Source organism: Curtobacterium sp. MCLR17_051 (genome assembly GCF_003234395.1).
GTDB classification, from domain to species: domain Bacteria; phylum Actinomycetota; class Actinomycetes; order Actinomycetales; family Microbacteriaceae; genus Curtobacterium; species Curtobacterium flaccumfaciens.
This window is the reverse complement of record NZ_QKTA01000025.1, coordinates 1-16,428: the sequence shown is the minus strand read 5'-3', so window position 1 is coordinate 16,428 and position 16,428 is coordinate 1. Positions and strand designations below refer to the sequence as shown.

Sequence of the window (16,428 nt, the reverse complement as noted above, 5' to 3'; positions counted from 1 at the left end):
AGGCTCAGCTCGCGTCCGCCTGGTCGTCGCGATCCGAGGCGATCGGGTCCAGTGCCGTGCGGTCGGCCAGCGGGACGACGGGCGACGGCAACTCCGGCTCGGCCTCCGGCCGGACGCCGTACAGGGAGTCGATCGCCCCGACGAACTCCTCGCCGCGACCGGCGCGACCGAGCTCACGAGCGCGGACCGAGGGACGGTGCAGCAGGACGCCGACCAGGTGCCGGAGCGCCCGCTCGGTGTGCTCGACGGACTCGCCGTCGGCGTCCGCGCGGCGCTTGGCCCGCTCGATCTCGTCGTCGAGGATGTCGAACACGTGCTTGCGGAACGCCACGAGCGCCGGGGTCGTCGACTGCTCCATCGCCTGCGCGCGGAACCGGGACACGGCGTCGTCGACCATCGCGCGGGCCTCGGACTCGGCGTTCAGCTCGGAGATCGGGGCGTGGATGCTGATCGTCTCGAGGTCGAGCAGTTCGACGCCGTCGACACCGGCGGCCGCGGGGTCGACGTTGCGGGGGAGCCCGAGGTCGATGACGATGCGGCGGACCCCGTCGTCGAGGTCGGCCGGTGCGACGACCGGGACCTCGCTCGAGGTGCAGGTGATCAGGACGTCGCTCTCGCCGATGGCCTGGCGCAGGTCACGGGCGGCGACGAGGTCGTGCTTGGCGGCGAACCAGGGCGCCCGGCCCGAGGGCGAGAAGACCTGGATGTTCGTGGCGCCACGGTCACGCAGGGCGGCGATGGTGGTGGCCGCGTAGCTGCCGGTGCCGACGAGCAGCACGCGGGTGCGGGCCCAGTCGGTGACCCGCGACGAGGCGAGTTCGAGGCCGAGGCGCACGAGGGACCGGCCGGCGGCACCGATGCGGGTGCGGGTCTTGACGCCGCGCGAGGTGTGCGCGGCCTCTTGGAACAGGCGCTCGAGGTCCGAGGTGGTGGTGCCGTTCGACCGGGCGTCCTCGAGCGAGCGACGGACCTGGCCGGAGATCTCGGTCTCGCCGACGACGACGGACTCGAGACCGCTCGACACGGCGAACAGGTGCTGCACGACGTCCTTGCCGTCCAGCACGTTGACCGAGTCCAGGACCTCGGTAGCGTCCAGGTCGCTCGCGGCGGCCACGGCCTGCACGGTGGCGGAGACGGCGGACTCGCTCTCGTCGCCCGCGATGTCGAGGTACGCCTCGAAACGGTTGCAGGTCGCGAGGACCACTGCACCGTCCAGGACGCCGGCATCCGTGACGAGTCGGCTGGCTGCCGCGGGTGCACCGATGCTCAGTCGCTCCAGGAGATCGAAGCTGGCGTTGCGATGCGACGCCGTGAGACAGATGAGCACGTAGTCAATGGTAACGCGCTCGATGGGAGAATCATCCGGTGACCGAAGCGACGACCACATCCCTCCCCGACTCCCACCCCCTGGCATCAGGGCGGACGAGTGGTTCCCGCCTGGTGCGGGCCCTGCGGGGTGACCGTCCGGAGACGCTCCCGGTGTGGTTCATGCGGCAGGCCGGACGGTCCCTGCCGGAGTACCGGGAGCTTCGGATCGGCACAGCCATGCTCGACGCGTGCCTCGACCCGGAGATGGCGTCGGAGATCACCCTGCAGCCGGTCCGCCGGCACGGGGTCGATGCGGGCATCTTCTTCAGCGACATCGTCGTGCCGATCAAGCTCGCCGGTGTGGACGTCGAGATCGTCCCCGGTCGTGGCCCGGTGCTCTCGTCGCCGATCCGGACCCCCGCCGACGTCGACGCCCTCGAGCAGCTCGACCCCGCGGCCCTCGCCCCCATCGAGCAGGCCGTCCGACGCACGGTCGACCAGCTCGGCGACACCCCGCTGATCGGCTTCGCGGGGGCGCCGTTCACCCTCGCCGCCTACCTGGTCGAGGGCGGCCCGTCCAAGGACCACATCCGCGCCCGCACGCTCATGCACGCCGACCCCGAGACCTGGTCGCGGCTGCTCGCCTGGGCCGCCGAGGTGTCCGGGATGTTCCTCCGGGCACAGGTGCTCGCCGGGGCCTCGGCCGTGCAGCTCTTCGACTCGTGGGTCGGGTCGCTCTCCCGCGCCGACTACGTCCGGTCCGTCGCACCGCACTCCGCGCAGGCGATGTCGCACGTCGCCGAGCTCGGGGTGCCGCGCATCCACTTCGGCGTCGGCAGCGGCGAGGTCCTGGCCGACATGACGACCTTCGGCACGGACACCGTCGGCGTCGACGCGGTCGGGGTCGACTGGCGCCTGCCGCTCGACCAGGCGGTCCAGCGTGTCGGCACCGGGGTCAGCGTGCAGGGCAACATCGACCCGGCGATGCTCTCGGCACCGTGGGACGTCCTCGAAGCGCACGTCCGCGACGTCGTCCGTCGGGGCGGCGCCGCACGGGCCCACGTCGTGAACCTCGGCCACGGGGTCCCGCCCGAGACCGACCCGGACGTCCTGACCCGGGTGGTCGAGCTGGTCCACTCGCTCGGCGACGGCCGCGCGGACGACGGTGCAGCGCAGGACGGAGCCGGCGCGTGACCGACGTCGTCGTGGTCGGCGGCGGGATCGCCGGGCTCGTCACCGCCCGTGACCTCGCCAAGGGCGGCGCCCACGTGGTGCTCGTCGAGTCCTCGGGTGCGCTCGGAGGCATGATCCGTCGGCACACCGTCGGCGGGATCGACCTCGACATGGCGGCGGACTCCTTCGCCACCCGCACGGACGCCGTCGGCCGCCTGGCGCTTGAGCTCGGGCTCGGCAACGACGTCGTCGCCCCCGACCCCCGCGGCGCCTGGCTGATGACCCGCGACGGCCGGACCTCCCCGATCCCGGCGACCGGACTCCTCGGCATCCCGAGCACCCCGATGGCCGCCGACGTGCTGGCCGTGGTCGGGCAGAAGGGCGGCCTGCGCGCCCAGATGGACTCGCTGCTGCCGGCACCGGTGGGCGCCAAGGCCTCCTCGCTCGGCGAACTCGTCCGCCGGCGCATGGGGGAGCGGGTGCTCGACGACCTCGTGGTGCCGATCGCCGGTGGGGTGCACTCCACCCACCCCGACCAGCTCGACCCCGACCGGGTGGCCCCGGGCCTGCGCGCCGCGCTGCTGCGCGAGGGCTCGCTCGCCCGGGCCGTCCTGTCGCTGCGGGCACGCGCGGCCGCCGGCACCCCGGTGCAGGGGATCCGCGGTGGGACGGTGCGCCTGGTGGACGAGCTCGTCGCCGACATGGCGACCTACGGGGTGGACGTCCGGCTGCACACCCGGGCGACCCGCATCGAGGCGCACGCGGTCGAGATCGTCGGCGCCGACGGCACGACCGAACGGTTGCCGGCCCAGCACACCCTGTCCTCCGTCGCCGACCCGGAGCGTGCCGCTGCTCCCGACCGGACGGGCATCCAGCTCGTCACGCTCGTCGTCGACCAGCCCGAGCTCGACGCCGCCCCGCGAGGCACCGGGATGCTCGTGCACCCGGACGCGCAGGCCGTGTCGGCGAAGGCCCTCACGCACGCGACGGTGAAGTGGCCGTGGCTGGCCGACGTGGCGGACGGACGCCACGTCCTGCGGCTCAGCTACGCGACCACCGCGACGGACCCTGCGGGCGTGGCCACGAGCCTCCCGGTCGACCCGACCGACCCCGTCGGCAGCCGTGCGCTGCAGGACGCGTCCACGCTGCTCGGTGTGACGATCACGGCCGACCGCGTCAGCGGAGCCGCACGCGTCGGTTGGTACGGACCGGACCTCACCGCGGCCGGGCTGGCCGAGGGCGTCGTCGGGATCGGCGAGGCCTCGACCGGACGCGGCCTGGCGGGCATCATCGGCGCCGCTCGGAAGGCAGCCGACGAGATCCTCGGTTCCTGAGCGGACCGCGCAGCCCCTGAGGGCTACTGTTGGTGAGACCGCCGGACGTATTCCGTTCGGTGCATGACCACCGCACAACCAATGCACGGAGGAATCGCACATGCGCGGAAAGCTCCTGTTCGTCGCCGGCGCCGCACTCGGGTACGTCCTGGGATCGCGAGCCGGACGGGCGCGGTACGAGCAGATCAAGACCGTCAGCGGCAAGGTCTGGAACAGCAACGGCGTCCAGAAGGGCGTGCACGTCGCCGAGGACTTCATCGCCGACAAGACCCCGGACGTCGCCGAGTTCATCGGTGAGACGACCAAGAAGGCCGTCCGCAAGGTCGGCCAGAAGAAGGACACCACCACCTCATGACCGACACCCGCGATCGCAAGTCGCGTTCGCTGTTCGGCCTGGTCGGCGACGTCCCGAAGCTCGTCAAGGGCCTGGTCAAGGGCGAGATCGACCTGCTCAAGGCCGAGATGCTCGCGAAGGCGAAGATCTTCGGCCTCGCAGCCGGTCTGCTGGTCGGTGCGCTCGTCGTCGTGCTCTACGCGATCGGCGTCCTGCTGACCGCAGCCGTGATGGGCCTCGCGACCGTGATGCCGGCGTGGCTGGCCGCACTGGTGGTGGCCGTGGTGATGCTGATCATCGCCGCGATCCTCGGCCTGATCGGCTGGAAGCGCCTGAAGAAGGGCCTGCCGATCACGCCGAAGCGCACGATCGCCAGCGTCAAGGACGACATCAACGCGGTCAAGGGCCTCGGCAAGAAGCCGACCCCGCCGACGCAGTACGGCAGCCGCAAGCCGGACGTCGACGGCCGCTCCTGAGCTCCGACAGCCCCGACAGCCCCGACAGCCGCACCATCGACGGAGGAACCGTGACCGACCCGCACGACGATCTCGCTGCTCGCGTCGCCGCGACCCGCGCCCAGCTGTTCGACACCCTCGACGCGATCGAGGACAAGCTCAACGTCCCGAAGCAGATCGGGATCGCGGCGTCGAAGTTCAAGCGCGGCCTCGACGAGAAGCCGGTGCCCTACCTGGCCGGTCTCGCAGCCGGCGTAGCGGTGGTCGGGGGTATCGTCGTGCTGGTGCTCCGACGGCGGTAGACCGCCCGAGCGCGGTCCACCGGATGCGGGGCGGCCAACACCCTGGCAACCGATAGGACAATGGATCCATGAGCTCCGACGCGCCCACGAACACCGGGCCCGTGCCCGCGCACGACCACCCCCACACGGAACCCGCCGAGACCGGTCAGCCGGACTCCGGGATCGACCCGAACCTGCTGACGGCCTACGCCCTCTGGGCAGTGTTCCGCCGGCCCCTCGGTCCGGTCCACCGCGTCGGCGACGACGCCGTGGCCGAACTCGACACCGTGATCGCCAGCGCCGCCGAGCGCGGGGTCACGATCCGTGGCTTCTACGACGTCTCGGCCTTCCGTGCCGACGCCGACGTCATGGTCTGGCTGCACGGCGACGACGCGCAGGCCATCCAGGCCGTGCTGCGCGAGATCCGTCGCACCGGCCTGTTCCAGGACGCCGAGCCGGTCTGGCACGTCATGGCCATGCACCGCGAGGCCGAGTTCAACAAGCGGCACACCCCCGCGTTCCTGCGCGGCAAGGACCCCGAGGCGTGGATCACGGTGTACCCGTTCGTCCGCTCCTACGAGTGGTACCTGCTGCCGGAAGAGGAGCGCTCGAAGATGCTCCGCGACCACGGGATCGCCGGCGCGAAGTACCGCCGCGTGCTCACGAACACCATCGCGACCTTCGCCCTGAGTGACTACGAGTGGATCCTGCCGCTCGAGAGCCCGGACCTCGTCGACCTCGTCGACCTGATGCGCGATCTCCGCTACACCGAAGCGCGCATGCACGTGCGCGAAGAGGTCCCCTTCTTCACGGGTCGTCGCGTGACGACCGCCGAACTCCCGGAGGTGCTGTCATGACCGACACCAGCATGATCACGAACGGCCAGGTCCTCGCCGCCACCCCCGCGGCGGCGTCCGGTCCCGAGCACGTCGAGACGCCGACCGCGTACGACGCGATCCTGCTCGCCGGCTTCGGCGGCCCCGAGGGCCAGGACGACGTCATCCCCTTCCTGCGCAACGTCACCCGCGGACGCGGGATCCCGGACGAGCGCCTGGAAGAGGTGGCGCACCACTACCGCCACTTCGGCGGCGTGAGCCCGATCAACGCGCAGAACCGTGCGCTGAAGGCCGCGCTCGAGGCCGAGCTGGCGTCGCGCGGCATCGACATGCCGGTCCTCTGGGGCAACCGCAACTGGGAGCCGTACCTGGAGCAGGCCTTCACCGAGGCGGCGGACAAGGGCTACACGAAGCTCGTCGCCATCGCCACGAGCGCGTACTCGTCGTTCTCGAGCTGCCGGCAGTACCGCGAGGACTACGCCCGCGTGCTCAACGAGACCGGTCTGATCGACACCATCCAGATCGACAAGGTCCGCCAGTTCTTCGACCACCCGGGCTTCGTCCGCCCGTTCATCGACGGCGTCCGCGACGGCATGGCCCGCGCGATCGCCGAGAACGAAGGCCTCGACGTCGCGACCGAGCTGCAGGTGCTCTTCTCGACGCACTCGATCCCCTCGACCGACGCCGCCCGCTCGGGCCCCGACTACCGCGGGTTCGACGAGCACGGCGCGTACGAGGCGCAGCACCTGGCCGTCGGCGAGGTCGTCCTCGACCAGGCCTGGGCCGAGCTCCTCGAGCAGCCCGAGCACGCCCACCTGCAGGGCACGTCGAAGCCCGCCTGGAAGCTCGTCTACCAGTCGCGCTCCGGCCCCCCGACGCAGCCGTGGCTCGAGCCCGACATCAACGACTACATGAACGAGGACCTCAAGGGCGGCCCGACCCGTGCCGTGCTGATCGTCCCGCTCGGCTTCGTCAGCGACCACATGGAGGTCATGTGGGACCTCGACGAGGAAGCCACCGAGACCGCCGGTGAGCTCGGCTTCTGGTCGCTCCGCACGCAGACCCCCGGCATCGACCCGGCCTACGTGTCCGGTCTCGTCGACCTGGTGCTCGAGCGGGTCAACGGCACGCCCAAGGCCGAGCGCCCGCACATGACCGACATCGGCCCCTGGTACGACGTGTGCCGTCCGGGGTGCTGCGAGAACGTGCGAGCGGGGTTCAAGCCCGCCGCCGCGGGCGTCGCTCCGTGACCGACACGACCGTGAACGACCCCAGCGCCACAGGGCCCGACGGCCCGACCCCGATCCGGCTCGGCACCCGTGCCAGCCGGCTCGCGGTCGCGCAGTCGCAGGACGTCGCCGACCGCCTGGCGAAGGCGGCCGGCCGCCCCGTCGAGCTCGTCACCGTCACGAGCGAGGGCGACACGAACCGTGCCTCCCTGGCCTCGCTCGGCGGCACCGGTGTCTTCGCCAGCGCCCTGCGTGAAGCGCTCGTCGCGGGCGAGGTCGACGTGCTCGTGCACTCGCTCAAGGACCTGCCGACCGCGCCGTACCCGGGCCTGACGATCGGTGCCGTGCCGAAGCGTGCGGACGCCCGTGACGTCCTCGTCGCCCGGAACGGCGCCACCGTCGACACCCTGCCCGAGGGCGCGAAGGTCGGCACCGGCTCGCCCCGCCGTGCCGCGCAGCTCCGTGCGCAGCGCCCCGACCTCGACGTGGTCGACATCCGCGGCAACATCGACACCCGCCTCGGCCGGGTGGACGACGACCTCGACGCCGTGGTGCTCGCCGCCGCCGGCCTCGGGCGCATCGACCGCCTGTCGGCCGCCACGGAACTGCTCGACCTCGGTTTCTGGCCGAGTGCTCCCGGACAGGGTGCGCTCGCGGTGGAGATCCGCTCGGACGAGACCGACCGTGGGCTGCTCGCCGCACTCCGCAAGATCGAGCACGCCCCCACGCGCCTGACGGTGACGGCCGAGCGCGAGGTCCTCGCCAAGCTCGAGGCCGGCTGCTCCGCCCCGATCGGTGCGACGGCCGTCGTGGACGCCGAGCTCCTGCTCGTGTCCGCGACCGTCTACCGCCCCGACGGCACCGAGTACCGCACCGCGTCGCACGCGGCCGTGCTCGACGGCTCGGCGCAGGAGCGTCTCGACGAAGCACTCGCGGTCGGTGGCCGTGTGGCGACCGAGCTGCTCGAGAACGGCGCCGCTGACCTCGCCGACCTGGCGACCACCGTCGCCGAGGACACCACGGACGGGCCGTACACCGCGGGCCCCGGCCTCGCGACGCCGGCCGAGTAGGCGGTCACCACGGAACCCTCCACCACCGCGACGGACGAGGCGCGACCCCCGGTCGTCCTCGTCCCGCGTGGCGGTGCGTGGGGGGACCGGGTCGCCGAAGCGGCGCGGGCCCGAGGGCTCGCGCCCGTCGTCGTCCCCCTCATCACGGACGCTCCGCCGTCCGACCCTTCCGCGCTCGATGCTGCGGTCCGCCGCCTGGTCGCCTCCGGGGCGGCCGGGAGGAACGGATCACCCGGTCCTGTCGGTGACCGAACCCCTGTGGCTGGTTATGCGTGGGTGGTGGTGACCAGTGCGACGGCCGTGACGGTCCTGTCGGAACGCATGGCGGGCCTCCCGGCCGGGGTGCGCGTCGCCGCGGTCGGCGAGCCGACCGCCCGTGCCGCGCGCGCTGCGGGCTGGGTCGTCGACCTGGTGCCGGACGAGACGTCCGCAGCCGGCCTGGTGCAGGAGTTTCCGGACACCGACGGCACCGTGCTGTTCCCCCGCTCCGAGATCGCGGCACCCACGCTCGTCGACGGCCTCCGTGCCCGCGGCATCGACGTGGACGACGTGGTCGCGTACCGTACCGTGGGGACCGGCGACGAGCCGATCACCCTCGAGACGGCGCCCGCTGCGGTGCTCGTGACGAGCGGCAGCGTCGCCCGCGAGATCGCCCGCCGGATGACCCCGCTCGACCCCCGCACCATCGTGGCCTGCATCGGCCCCGGGACCGCGACCGACGCCCGTGCGGCCGGACTCCCCGTGCACGCCGTCGGACGCACCCGGTCCGCAGAAGCCCTGCTCGACGCCGTCGTCGAGGCACTGAACCCAACCACCCCCCACCAGGAAGGTCACCCGTGACTGGACGCTTCCCCCAGGTCCGCCCCCGTCGGCTGCGCGCCACCCCCGCGATGCGACGACTCGTGGCCGAGACCCGGCTCCACCCCGCCGAGCTCGTGCTGCCGATGTTCATCCGCGAAGGCGCGACCGACGCCGTGGACATCTCGAGCATGCCGGGGGTGCAGCAGCACTCCCTCGACTCGTTCCGCCGCGCGCTGGTCGACGCCGCATCGGTGGGTGTGGGTGGCGTGAACCTGTTCGGCGTGCCGACCACGAAGGACGCGGAGGGCTCCGGCGCGACCGACCCGGACGGGATCCTCAACGTGGCGATCCGCGTCGCTCGGCAGGAGGTGGGGGATGCCCTCGTGGTGCAGTCCGACCTGTGCCTCGACGAGTTCACCGACCACGGACACTGCGGTGTGCTCGCCGCCGACGGCTCCGTCGACAACGACGCCACCCTGCTGCGCTACCGCGACATGGCGGTCGCACAGGCCGAAGCCGGTGCCGAGCTGGTCTGCATGAGCGGCATGATGGACGGCCAGATCGCCGCCGCACGTGACGCCCTCGACGGCGCCGGGCACAGCGGCACCGCGCTGCTCGCCTACGCCGCCAAGTACGCCTCGGCGTTCTACGGTCCCTTCCGCGAGGCCGTGTCGTCGTCACTCGTCGGCGACCGCCGGACGTACCAGATCGACGCCGCGAACGGTCGGCAGGGGCTCCGCGAGGTCGAGCTCGACGTCGACGAGGGCGCCGACATCGTGATGGTGAAGCCGGCGATGAGCTACCTCGACGTGCTCGCCGAGACCGCTGCGACCTCGCCTGTGCCGGTCTGGGCGTACCAGATCTCCGGCGAGTACGCGATGATCACCGCAGCAGCGCAGAACGGGTGGATCGACCGCGACGCCGCCGCGATGGAGTCGCTCGTCGGCATCAAGCGCGCCGGTGCCGACGCGATCCTGACCTACTTCGCCGTCGACATCGCGCGGAAGCTCAACGAGGAAGCGGGCCTCCGCACCTCGGGCAGCACCGCGGACGTCGCCGGCATCGCCTCGACCGGGAAGGCCCCCGAATGACCACGAACGACCAGCTCTTCGGCCGTGCCAAGAACGCGATCCCGGGTGGCGTGAACTCCCCGGTCCGCGCCTACGGGTCGGTCGGCGGCACCCCGCGGTTCCTGGTGTCCGCGAAGGGCGCCTACGTCACCGACGCCGAGGGTCGCGAGTACGTCGACCTCGTCGCGTCGTGGGGTCCCGCGATCCTCGGGCACGCCCACCCCGGCACGGTCGAGGCCGTGCAGCAGGCCGCCGCGCGCGGACTGTCGTTCGGGGCGTCGACCCCGGGGGAGACCGAGCTGGCCGAACTCGTGAAGCAGCGGGTGTCGGTGGACGGCGACGGCCCCATCGAGAAGCTCCGCATGGTGTCGACCGGCACCGAGGCCACGATGACCGCGATCCGGCTGGCCCGTGGCTACACCGGTCGCGACCTGCTCGTGAAGTTCGCCGGGCACTACCACGGGCACTCGGACTCCCTGCTGGCCGAGGCCGGCTCGGGCGTCGCGACCCTGGCGATGCCGGGCAGTGCGGGCATCACCGCCGAGACCGCCGCGCAGACCCTCGTGCTGCCGTACAACGACCTCGACGCCGTCCGCCGGGCCTTCGACGAGCACTCCGAGCGCATCGCCGCCGTCATCGTCGAGTCGGCCGCCGCGAACATGGGCGTCCTGGCACCGGAGCGCGGCTTCAACCGGGCACTGGCGCAGATCACCCGGTCGCACGGCGCGCTGCTCATCGTCGACGAGGTCCTGACCGGGTTCCGCGTCGGCGCTGCCGGCTGGTGGGGCCTCGAGGCGTCGAAGGTCGTGCCGGACGGTGCCGGGTGGAAGCCCGACCTCATCACGTTCGGCAAGGTCATCGGCGGTGGCATGCCCCTCGCCGCACTCGGCGGACGGCGCGAGGTCATGGACTTCCTCGCCCCGCTCGGGCCGGTGTACCAGGCGGGGACCCTGTCGGGGAACCCGTTGGCCGTCGCCGCCGGCATCGCCACGCTGCGGGCCGCGACGCCGTCGGTGTACGAGTCGCTGAACGGTACCGCTGCCGTCATCTCCGCGGCCACGTCGGAGGCCCTGTCGGCCGAGGGCGTCGCCCACACCGTGCAGCGCGCCGGCAACCTGTTCTCGTTCGCGTTCACCGAGCAGGCACCGCGGAACTACGACGACGTGCGGGCGCAGGACGTGTTCCGCTACGCGCCGTTCTTCCACGCGATGCTCGACGCCGGGGTGACCCTGCCGCCGAGCGTCTTCGAGGCGTGGTTCGTCACGGCCGCACACGACGACCGTGCCGTCGGACGGATCCTCGACGCCCTGCCCGCGGCCGCGAAGGCTGCTGCCGCCGCGACCGTGTGACGGGCGCGGAGGCTGCTGCCGCCGCGCCCGCGTGACGGGCGTCGGGGCTCAGGAGCAGTCGGCCTTCGTGAAGGTCGTGTCGACGGTCTTCGACGAGCCCTCGAACTTGTACGTGTACCGCATGTCGACGTCCTCGTCGAGGAGCTTCTTCGTCTCGCTGTTCGAGCAGAGGTTCGGCCCGACGGCGTCGCGGATGGCCCCCTCGGTGATCGAGGCCGGATCGACGTTCGACGACACCGTGTAGTCGTAGTGGATCGCGGCGCCCTCGGCCTCGATCCCGGTCCACGTCGTGACGGAGTCGACCTGCTTGGGCAGGTCGCTCTGCTCGCGGATCTGCTCGACGGCCTTCGAGACCTTCTCTTCCGTGGAGTCGCTGAAGGCCGCGTTGAGGCCCTGGCGGACGAGGAACGCCACCACCACGGCAACGACGACGCCGAGCACCGAGATGAGGACGCGCTTGCCGCGGGAGGACGACGACTTGGGCGGGGGAGCGTAGGGAGCGGCTCCGGCGGGAGCGGCCTGGGCGTACGGCTGGCCGGCGGGCTGCTGCTGCGTGTAGGGCTGGCCGGCGGGCTGCTGCTGGGGCTGGCCGACGGGCTGCTGCGGGTACTGCTGGCCGTTCGGCTGGCCGGCGTTCGGCTGCCCGTCGTTCGGCTGCGGCTCGGACCCCGGGTAGGGCGGCGGCGTGTTCGTCATGGTTCCCCCTGGTGACGGTCCGCGGCGTGACACCGTGGTGCGGTGCCGGGTCCCTCCCCGACACGGGCCGCGGACACTGAACAGCCATTCAAGCACGCGTCAGGCGGATCGGCGTGCCGCCCAGCGCCCTTCCGACCGCAGGATCGCGAGCGGGAAGTCGAACGCGTGCGACACCGCCGACGACGTGATGACCTCGTCCGAGGTTCCCTGGGCCACGACGGCACCGTCGCGGAGCAGCATTGCGTGCGATGTCGAGGCCGGCAGGTCCTCCAGGTGGTGGGTCACCATGACGCTGCCCAGCTCGGGATGCCGGTGCCGCAGCGCGTCGACGGTCTCGAGCAGGTGCTCCCGTGCGGCGACGTCGAGCCCGGTCGCCGGTTCGTCGAGCAGGAGCAGCTGGGGTTCGGACATCAGGGCACGGGCGATGAGGGCGCGTCCCCGCTCACCCTGCGAGAGCACCGGCCAGCGGGCGTCCCGTCGAGCGGTGAGTCCGACGTCGGCGATGTGCTGCTCGGCCAGCGCGACCTGCTCGGCCGAGGGGTCCCACCGCATCATGAGGTCCGTCGTGCCGGTCAGCCCGGTCAGGACCGTCTCGAGCACCGTGAGCGGCGAGAGCATCCGGTGCCGGGGGTCGACGTGGCCGATGTGCTCCCGGAGTTCGCGGACGTCGACGCGTCCGAGCCGGCGGCCGAGGACCTCGACCGTGCCGGCGGTGGGGTGTCCGGTCGCGCCGAGGACGGCCAGCAGCGTGGACTTGCCGGCGCCGTTCGGTCCGAGCAGCGCCCAGTGCTCCCCGCGCCGGACGGTCAGGTCGACGTCGTGCAGCAGGTCGCGGCCGGAGCGCGTGACGCGGACCCCGGTGGCGTGGATCAGGACGTCGTCGTGCGGGTCGGTCATGACCCCATCGTGCCCCACCGGGCCGTGACGTCGTCCACGTGCGCCCGTGCGACGTCGACGAACCGGCGGGCCGCGGCCCGGGCGGCACCGACGTCTCCGCTGCCGGCCGCTGAGTCGAGCGCCAGCCAGAGCGCTTCAGCGTCCCACTGCCGGAACGCCGGGGCCTCGGGCAGCGCGTAGGCGAGCCGGGCCATCGAGAGGCGGAGGGCCTGCCGCGTCCAGCGGTTGCCGGACTGCTCGGCCAGGAACCGGGTGACGGCGAACGCGCTCTCCGTGTACCGGTGGTCGCGCACCTGGCCGTCCGCCCGCGCCCGTTCGACGAGCGCGCGGAACTCCTCGAGCGCGGGTCCCTGCAGGCCGGGCAGGACGTGGACGGCACCGTGCGTGAAGACGCCGGGGAGCAGTTCCATGGTGTCGCGCCAGGTCGCGAGCGACGGTTCCACGACGCGGTACCGACCGCCGTCGTCCTCGACGAGCCCGAGGTCGTGCAGCCAGCGCAGCCCGTCGAGGACCTGCTCGGGTGGAGCACCGGTCCGTGTCACGAGGTCCTCGAGCGTGTGCCTGGACCCGACCGCCAATGCGTCGGAGCGGACGTCGCGGAGCAGGGCGCGGCCGACCGGGCCGACACGCTGTTCGGTGGTGTCGTCCGCCGAGCGGCTCGTCCGCGGGACCCCGACGTTCCGCCGGTGGATCTCGAACAGCCCGTCGATGACCTCTGCCGCGGTGGTCGCGACTGCCGGGTCGCCGGTGCCCACGGCACGGCCGGTGGTCACGAACCACGCGTGCACGTCGTGGACCGACCAGGTCTGGGTGGGGACGCGTGCCCATCGCATCCGCTCGAACGCACGCAGGCCCAGGCTGCGCACCAGGGTGTTCGGGGAGTGCTCGAACCAGAACTGGCAGGCGGCGGAGAACGCTGTCGGGTACTCCGGCAGCCGGAGGGCAGCGGTGGTGCGAGCCCGCGCGACCCGGCGATCGAGCTCGGCGTGCAACTCCGGGGTGAGCGCCGGGATCGTCGCGCGGAGGGCCGGGCCGACCAGGGACACCCAGAAGTCCAGTGTGTCCGAGAGGTCGGCGTCCGAGAGCTCCTCGTACCACCACGTGCCGTCCGGGCTCCGGGACAGGATGCCGAGGTCCTCGAGCCGAGCGGCCGCTGCACGGACGCGGCCGCGGGACGTGCCCCACTCCCAGCTCAGTGCTTCGAGGTCGACGGCCACGGGCCCGCGGGGGCCGGTCCGGACGTGGGCGAGCAGGGACGCGTAGGCGTCGTCGTTCGCCGCCGCCCAGGGGTCGGCGTCACCCCACTCGCCGACGACCACGGGTCAGCCGCGGTCGGCGCGGACCGCCTCGATGTGCTGTTCGAAGTTGCGAGTGAGGGCGCGGCCGGCCTCGGCAGCGCCTTCGCCGTCGCGCTCGGTGAGTGCTTCGCGCAGGATCGAGAAGAACGCCTCGGACCCGTACTGCTCGAACGCCGGCGTGGGGTTGAGTGTGAAGCGGACCCGCTCCATGGCACCGACCGCGGCGTTCTGCACCAGGGGGTTGCCGGAGTGCTCGACCGCGAACTCGATGATCTCGTTGAGGGCGCCGCTGAAGCCGTAGTCCCGCACCTTGCGCATGCGGTCGGCCTTGTCGAGCAGCGTGCTGAGGGCCTCGACGTCCTCGTCGCTGTACTCGGGGACGCCCCAGCGCAGGCTGAGCTCGAAGAACCCGGCGGTCGCGCGGGTCGCGGTGACCCAGTCCTCGAAGGTCGGGGTGGCGACGCGGGTGTACCGGTTCGCCTCCATCTCGACCAGGCCGATGTCGACGAGCTTCGCGATCGCCTCGCGGATCGGGGTGCGACTCACACCCAGCCACTGGACCAGCTCGTCGTCGTTCAGGCGCTCGCCGTGCTGCAGTGTGCCGTCGCGGAGGGCCGCGAGCATCTTGTCGTACACGACGTCGCGCAGGAGCTTCCGGGGAGAGCTCTCCACGGTGGACTTGGGGACCGGCATGTCATCTCCTCGAGGACGAAATCGACACTCGAAATCCTAGCGTGCCAATATGCAAACGTTTGCTAAATGAATCGCTCGGAAAGCACGCCGGATCAGCCCGTGACGGCGACGACCGTGCGTCCGTGCACCCGTCCCGCGACGACCTCGGCCCCCACCGCGATGGCCTGCTCGGGCGTCACCGTGCGGGTGACGTCCGCCAGGAGCGCCGCGTCGAGGTCGGTCGCCAGTCGGTCCCACGCCCGACGACGGAGCTCGAGCGGGGCGTCGACGGAGTTGATCCCGAGCAGCGACACCGACCGCAGGATGAACGGCAGCACGGTCGTCGGCAGTGCGGAGTCCTGCGCCAGCCCGCACGCTGTGACGGCACCACCCCACCGGGTCGATGCCAGCACGTTCGCCAGCGTGGCCCCGCCGACGCTGTCCACCGCTCCGGCCCAGGTGGCACGCTGCATCGGCTTGCCCGGCTCGGACAGGGTGCCGCGGTCGACCACCTCGGTGGCCCCGAGTCGGCGGAGCGAGTCCGTGTTGGCTGCGCGACCGGTCGACGCCGTGACCCGGTACCCGCGCGCCGCGAGGAGCGCGATCGCCACGGTGCCGACCCCGCCGGATGCCCCGGTCACCAGCACCGGCCCGTCGTCCGGCGCGACGAAGCGCTCCAACGCCAGCACACTGAGCATCGCCGTGAACCCCGCGGTGCCGATGGCCGCCGCGAACGAGTCGTCGATCGCCTCGGGCAGCACGACGAGCGACCCGGACGGCACCACGGCCTGCGTTGCCCAGCCCCCGTGCCGGGTCTCACCCAGGCCGGCGCCGTTCAGCACCACCCGGTCACCGATCGCGACCTCGTGCACACCCGGCCCGAGCCCCGACACCGTGCCGACGACGTCGATCCCCGGCACCAGTGGGTCGAGCCGGGCGACACCGGGGTTCCGCGCGAGGGCCAGGCCGTCCTTGTAGTTGACGCTCGAGTACGTGACGTCGACGAGGGCCTCGCCCTCGGCCGGATCCGGCAGGTCGACGTCGGTGACGGTGGGCGGGGCTGCACTGGACACGAGGACGGCGCGGGTCATGCGCCGGACGCTACCCCGGGCCTCCCGGCCTTCGGTCCGTTCTTTCCCAGAACGCGCGCGATGCCTGGTGATCTGACCCGGCGCAGAGTCGGCGGGTCCGTCGGCGTACCCGTTCTTTCCCAGAACGTGCGCGATGGCTGGTGGATTCGGGCGTACCGGGGCAGAACATCCGACCAGGTACGCCCGATCTGACCAGGTACGCCCGATCCGACGAGGGACGCCCGATCCGACGAGGGACGCCCGATCTGACCCGGCGCAGAGTCGGCGGGCGCCTCGGCATGCCCGTTCTTTCCCAGAACGCGTGCGATGCCTGGTGGATTCGGGCGTTCCTGGGCAGAACATCTGACCAGGTACGCCCGTTCTGACCAGGGACGCCCGATCTGACCCGGCGCAGAGTCGGCGGGCGACTCGGCATGCCCGTTCTTTCCCAGAACGTGCGCGATGCCTGGTGGATTCGGGCGTACCGGGGCAGAACAACCGACCAGGTACGCCCGATTCGACCCGGTACGCCCGAAACAGCCCGGCCCCTGCCCC

At 72.2% G+C, this 16,428-nt stretch carries 17 protein-coding genes; 11 read left to right on the top strand and 6 right to left on the bottom strand.

Translation table 11 applies throughout. The features are described from left to right. Positions 1-4: 4 nt before the first annotated feature. On the bottom strand, positions 5-1,327 hold the full coding sequence (locus tag DEJ06_RS16445) for a glutamyl-tRNA reductase (protein WP_111040027.1): 1,323 nt from the start codon (positions 1,325-1,327) through the stop codon (positions 5-7). A gap of 38 nt (positions 1,328-1,365) precedes the next feature. On the opposite strand from DEJ06_RS16445, the gene hemE reads away from it, so the two are divergent. From hemE to hemL, 11 genes are all read left to right on the top strand, one after another. After that, positions 1,366-2,502: a uroporphyrinogen decarboxylase gene (gene hemE, locus DEJ06_RS16440; RefSeq protein WP_111040026.1), complete on the top strand. Its 1,137-nt coding sequence runs from the start codon at positions 1,366-1,368 to the stop codon at positions 2,500-2,502. Beyond that, positions 2,499-3,815: an NAD(P)/FAD-dependent oxidoreductase gene (locus DEJ06_RS16435; RefSeq protein ID WP_111040025.1), complete on the top strand. Its 1,317-nt coding sequence runs from the start codon at positions 2,499-2,501 to the stop codon at positions 3,813-3,815. The genes hemE and DEJ06_RS16435 overlap by 4 nt, the downstream gene beginning before the upstream one ends. Before the next feature lie 100 nt (positions 3,816-3,915). Further along, positions 3,916-4,170 (top strand): hypothetical protein, encoded by a 255-nt coding sequence (locus tag DEJ06_RS16430; RefSeq protein ID WP_017887727.1) that lies wholly within the window; start codon positions 3,916-3,918, stop codon positions 4,168-4,170. Beyond that, positions 4,167-4,625, top strand: coding sequence for a phage holin family protein (locus DEJ06_RS16425; protein WP_071404474.1), 459 nt, complete (start codon positions 4,167-4,169; stop codon positions 4,623-4,625). The genes DEJ06_RS16430 and DEJ06_RS16425 overlap by 4 nt, the downstream gene beginning before the upstream one ends. A 50-nt stretch (positions 4,626-4,675) precedes the next feature. Beyond that, positions 4,676-4,906, top strand: coding sequence for a DUF3618 domain-containing protein (locus DEJ06_RS16420; RefSeq protein WP_071404475.1), 231 nt, complete (start codon positions 4,676-4,678; stop codon positions 4,904-4,906). Between the two features lie 68 nt (positions 4,907-4,974). Continuing rightward, positions 4,975-5,742, top strand: a complete 768-nt coding sequence (hemQ, locus tag DEJ06_RS16415; RefSeq protein WP_175330816.1) for a hydrogen peroxide-dependent heme synthase — start codon at positions 4,975-4,977, stop codon at positions 5,740-5,742. Beyond that, positions 5,739-6,971: a ferrochelatase gene (locus DEJ06_RS16410; protein WP_110863600.1), complete on the top strand. Its 1,233-nt coding sequence runs from the start codon at positions 5,739-5,741 to the stop codon at positions 6,969-6,971. The genes hemQ and DEJ06_RS16410 overlap by 4 nt, the downstream gene beginning before the upstream one ends. Next, positions 6,968-8,020 carry a hydroxymethylbilane synthase gene (hemC, locus tag DEJ06_RS16405; protein WP_232536557.1) on the top strand — a complete coding sequence of 351 codons (1,053 nt, stop codon included), beginning with the start codon at positions 6,968-6,970 and terminating at the stop codon, positions 8,018-8,020. The genes DEJ06_RS16410 and hemC overlap by 4 nt, the downstream gene beginning before the upstream one ends. 258 nt (positions 8,021-8,278) lie before the next feature. Continuing rightward, positions 8,279-8,860, top strand: a complete 582-nt coding sequence (locus tag DEJ06_RS16400; RefSeq protein ID WP_258372530.1) for a uroporphyrinogen-III synthase — start codon at positions 8,279-8,281, stop codon at positions 8,858-8,860. Next, positions 8,857-9,912: a porphobilinogen synthase gene (gene hemB, locus DEJ06_RS16395; protein ID WP_258372529.1), complete on the top strand. Its 1,056-nt coding sequence runs from the start codon at positions 8,857-8,859 to the stop codon at positions 9,910-9,912. Before DEJ06_RS16400 ends, hemB begins: the two co-directional genes overlap by 4 nt. After that, entirely contained in the window at positions 9,909-11,240 is a 1,332-nt protein-coding gene (hemL, locus tag DEJ06_RS16390; RefSeq protein WP_111028754.1) for a glutamate-1-semialdehyde 2,1-aminomutase, read from the top strand. The genes hemB and hemL overlap by 4 nt, the downstream gene beginning before the upstream one ends. 48 nt (positions 11,241-11,288) lie before the next feature. On the opposite strand, the gene DEJ06_RS16385 is transcribed toward hemL, so the two are convergent. From DEJ06_RS16385 to DEJ06_RS16365, 5 genes are all read right to left on the bottom strand, one after another. Then, a complete protein-coding gene (locus tag DEJ06_RS16385) occupies positions 11,289-11,936 on the bottom strand; it encodes a hypothetical protein (RefSeq protein WP_111040022.1) in 648 nt (215 codons plus the stop codon). Positions 11,937-12,035: 99 nt separating this feature from the next. Beyond that, positions 12,036-12,833 (bottom strand): ABC transporter ATP-binding protein, encoded by a 798-nt coding sequence (locus DEJ06_RS16380; protein ID WP_111040021.1) that lies wholly within the window; start codon positions 12,831-12,833, stop codon positions 12,036-12,038. Continuing rightward, positions 12,830-14,152: a hypothetical protein gene (locus DEJ06_RS16375; RefSeq protein WP_111040020.1), complete on the bottom strand. Its 1,323-nt coding sequence runs from the start codon at positions 14,150-14,152 to the stop codon at positions 12,830-12,832. The genes DEJ06_RS16380 and DEJ06_RS16375 overlap by 4 nt, the downstream gene beginning before the upstream one ends. Positions 14,153-14,155: 3 nt before the next feature. After that, positions 14,156-14,824, bottom strand: coding sequence for a GntR family transcriptional regulator (locus tag DEJ06_RS16370; RefSeq protein WP_111040019.1), 669 nt, complete (start codon positions 14,822-14,824; stop codon positions 14,156-14,158). Between the two features lie 92 nt (positions 14,825-14,916). Next, on the bottom strand, positions 14,917-15,894 hold the full coding sequence (locus DEJ06_RS16365) for an MDR family oxidoreductase (protein WP_111040018.1): 978 nt from the start codon (positions 15,892-15,894) through the stop codon (positions 14,917-14,919). Between the last annotated feature and the right edge of the window lie 534 nt (positions 15,895-16,428).

What these genes read in the sequence shown, in the direction of transcription:
- DEJ06_RS16430 (WP_017887727.1), top strand. Translation starts at nt 3,916, where the DNA reads ATGCGCGGAAAGCTCCTGTTCGTCGCCGGCGCCGCACTCGGGTACGTC.
- DEJ06_RS16425 (WP_071404474.1), top strand. Translation starts at nt 4,167, where the DNA reads ATGACCGACACCCGCGATCGCAAGTCGCGTTCGCTGTTCGGCCTGGTC.
- hemQ (WP_175330816.1), top strand. Translation starts at nt 4,975, where the DNA reads ATGAGCTCCGACGCGCCCACGAACACCGGGCCCGTGCCCGCGCACGAC.
- DEJ06_RS16410 (WP_110863600.1), top strand. Translation starts at nt 5,739, where the DNA reads ATGACCGACACCAGCATGATCACGAACGGCCAGGTCCTCGCCGCCACC.
- hemL (WP_111028754.1), top strand. Translation starts at nt 9,909, where the DNA reads ATGACCACGAACGACCAGCTCTTCGGCCGTGCCAAGAACGCGATCCCG.
- DEJ06_RS16385 (WP_111040022.1), bottom strand. Translation starts at nt 11,936, where the DNA reads ATGACGAACACGCCGCCGCCCTACCCGGGGTCCGAGCCGCAGCCGAAC.
- DEJ06_RS16380 (WP_111040021.1), bottom strand. Translation starts at nt 12,833, where the DNA reads ATGACCGACCCGCACGACGACGTCCTGATCCACGCCACCGGGGTCCGC.
- DEJ06_RS16370 (WP_111040019.1), bottom strand. Translation starts at nt 14,824, where the DNA reads ATGCCGGTCCCCAAGTCCACCGTGGAGAGCTCTCCCCGGAAGCTCCTG.
- DEJ06_RS16365 (WP_111040018.1), bottom strand. Translation starts at nt 15,894, where the DNA reads ATGACCCGCGCCGTCCTCGTGTCCAGTGCAGCCCCGCCCACCGTCACC.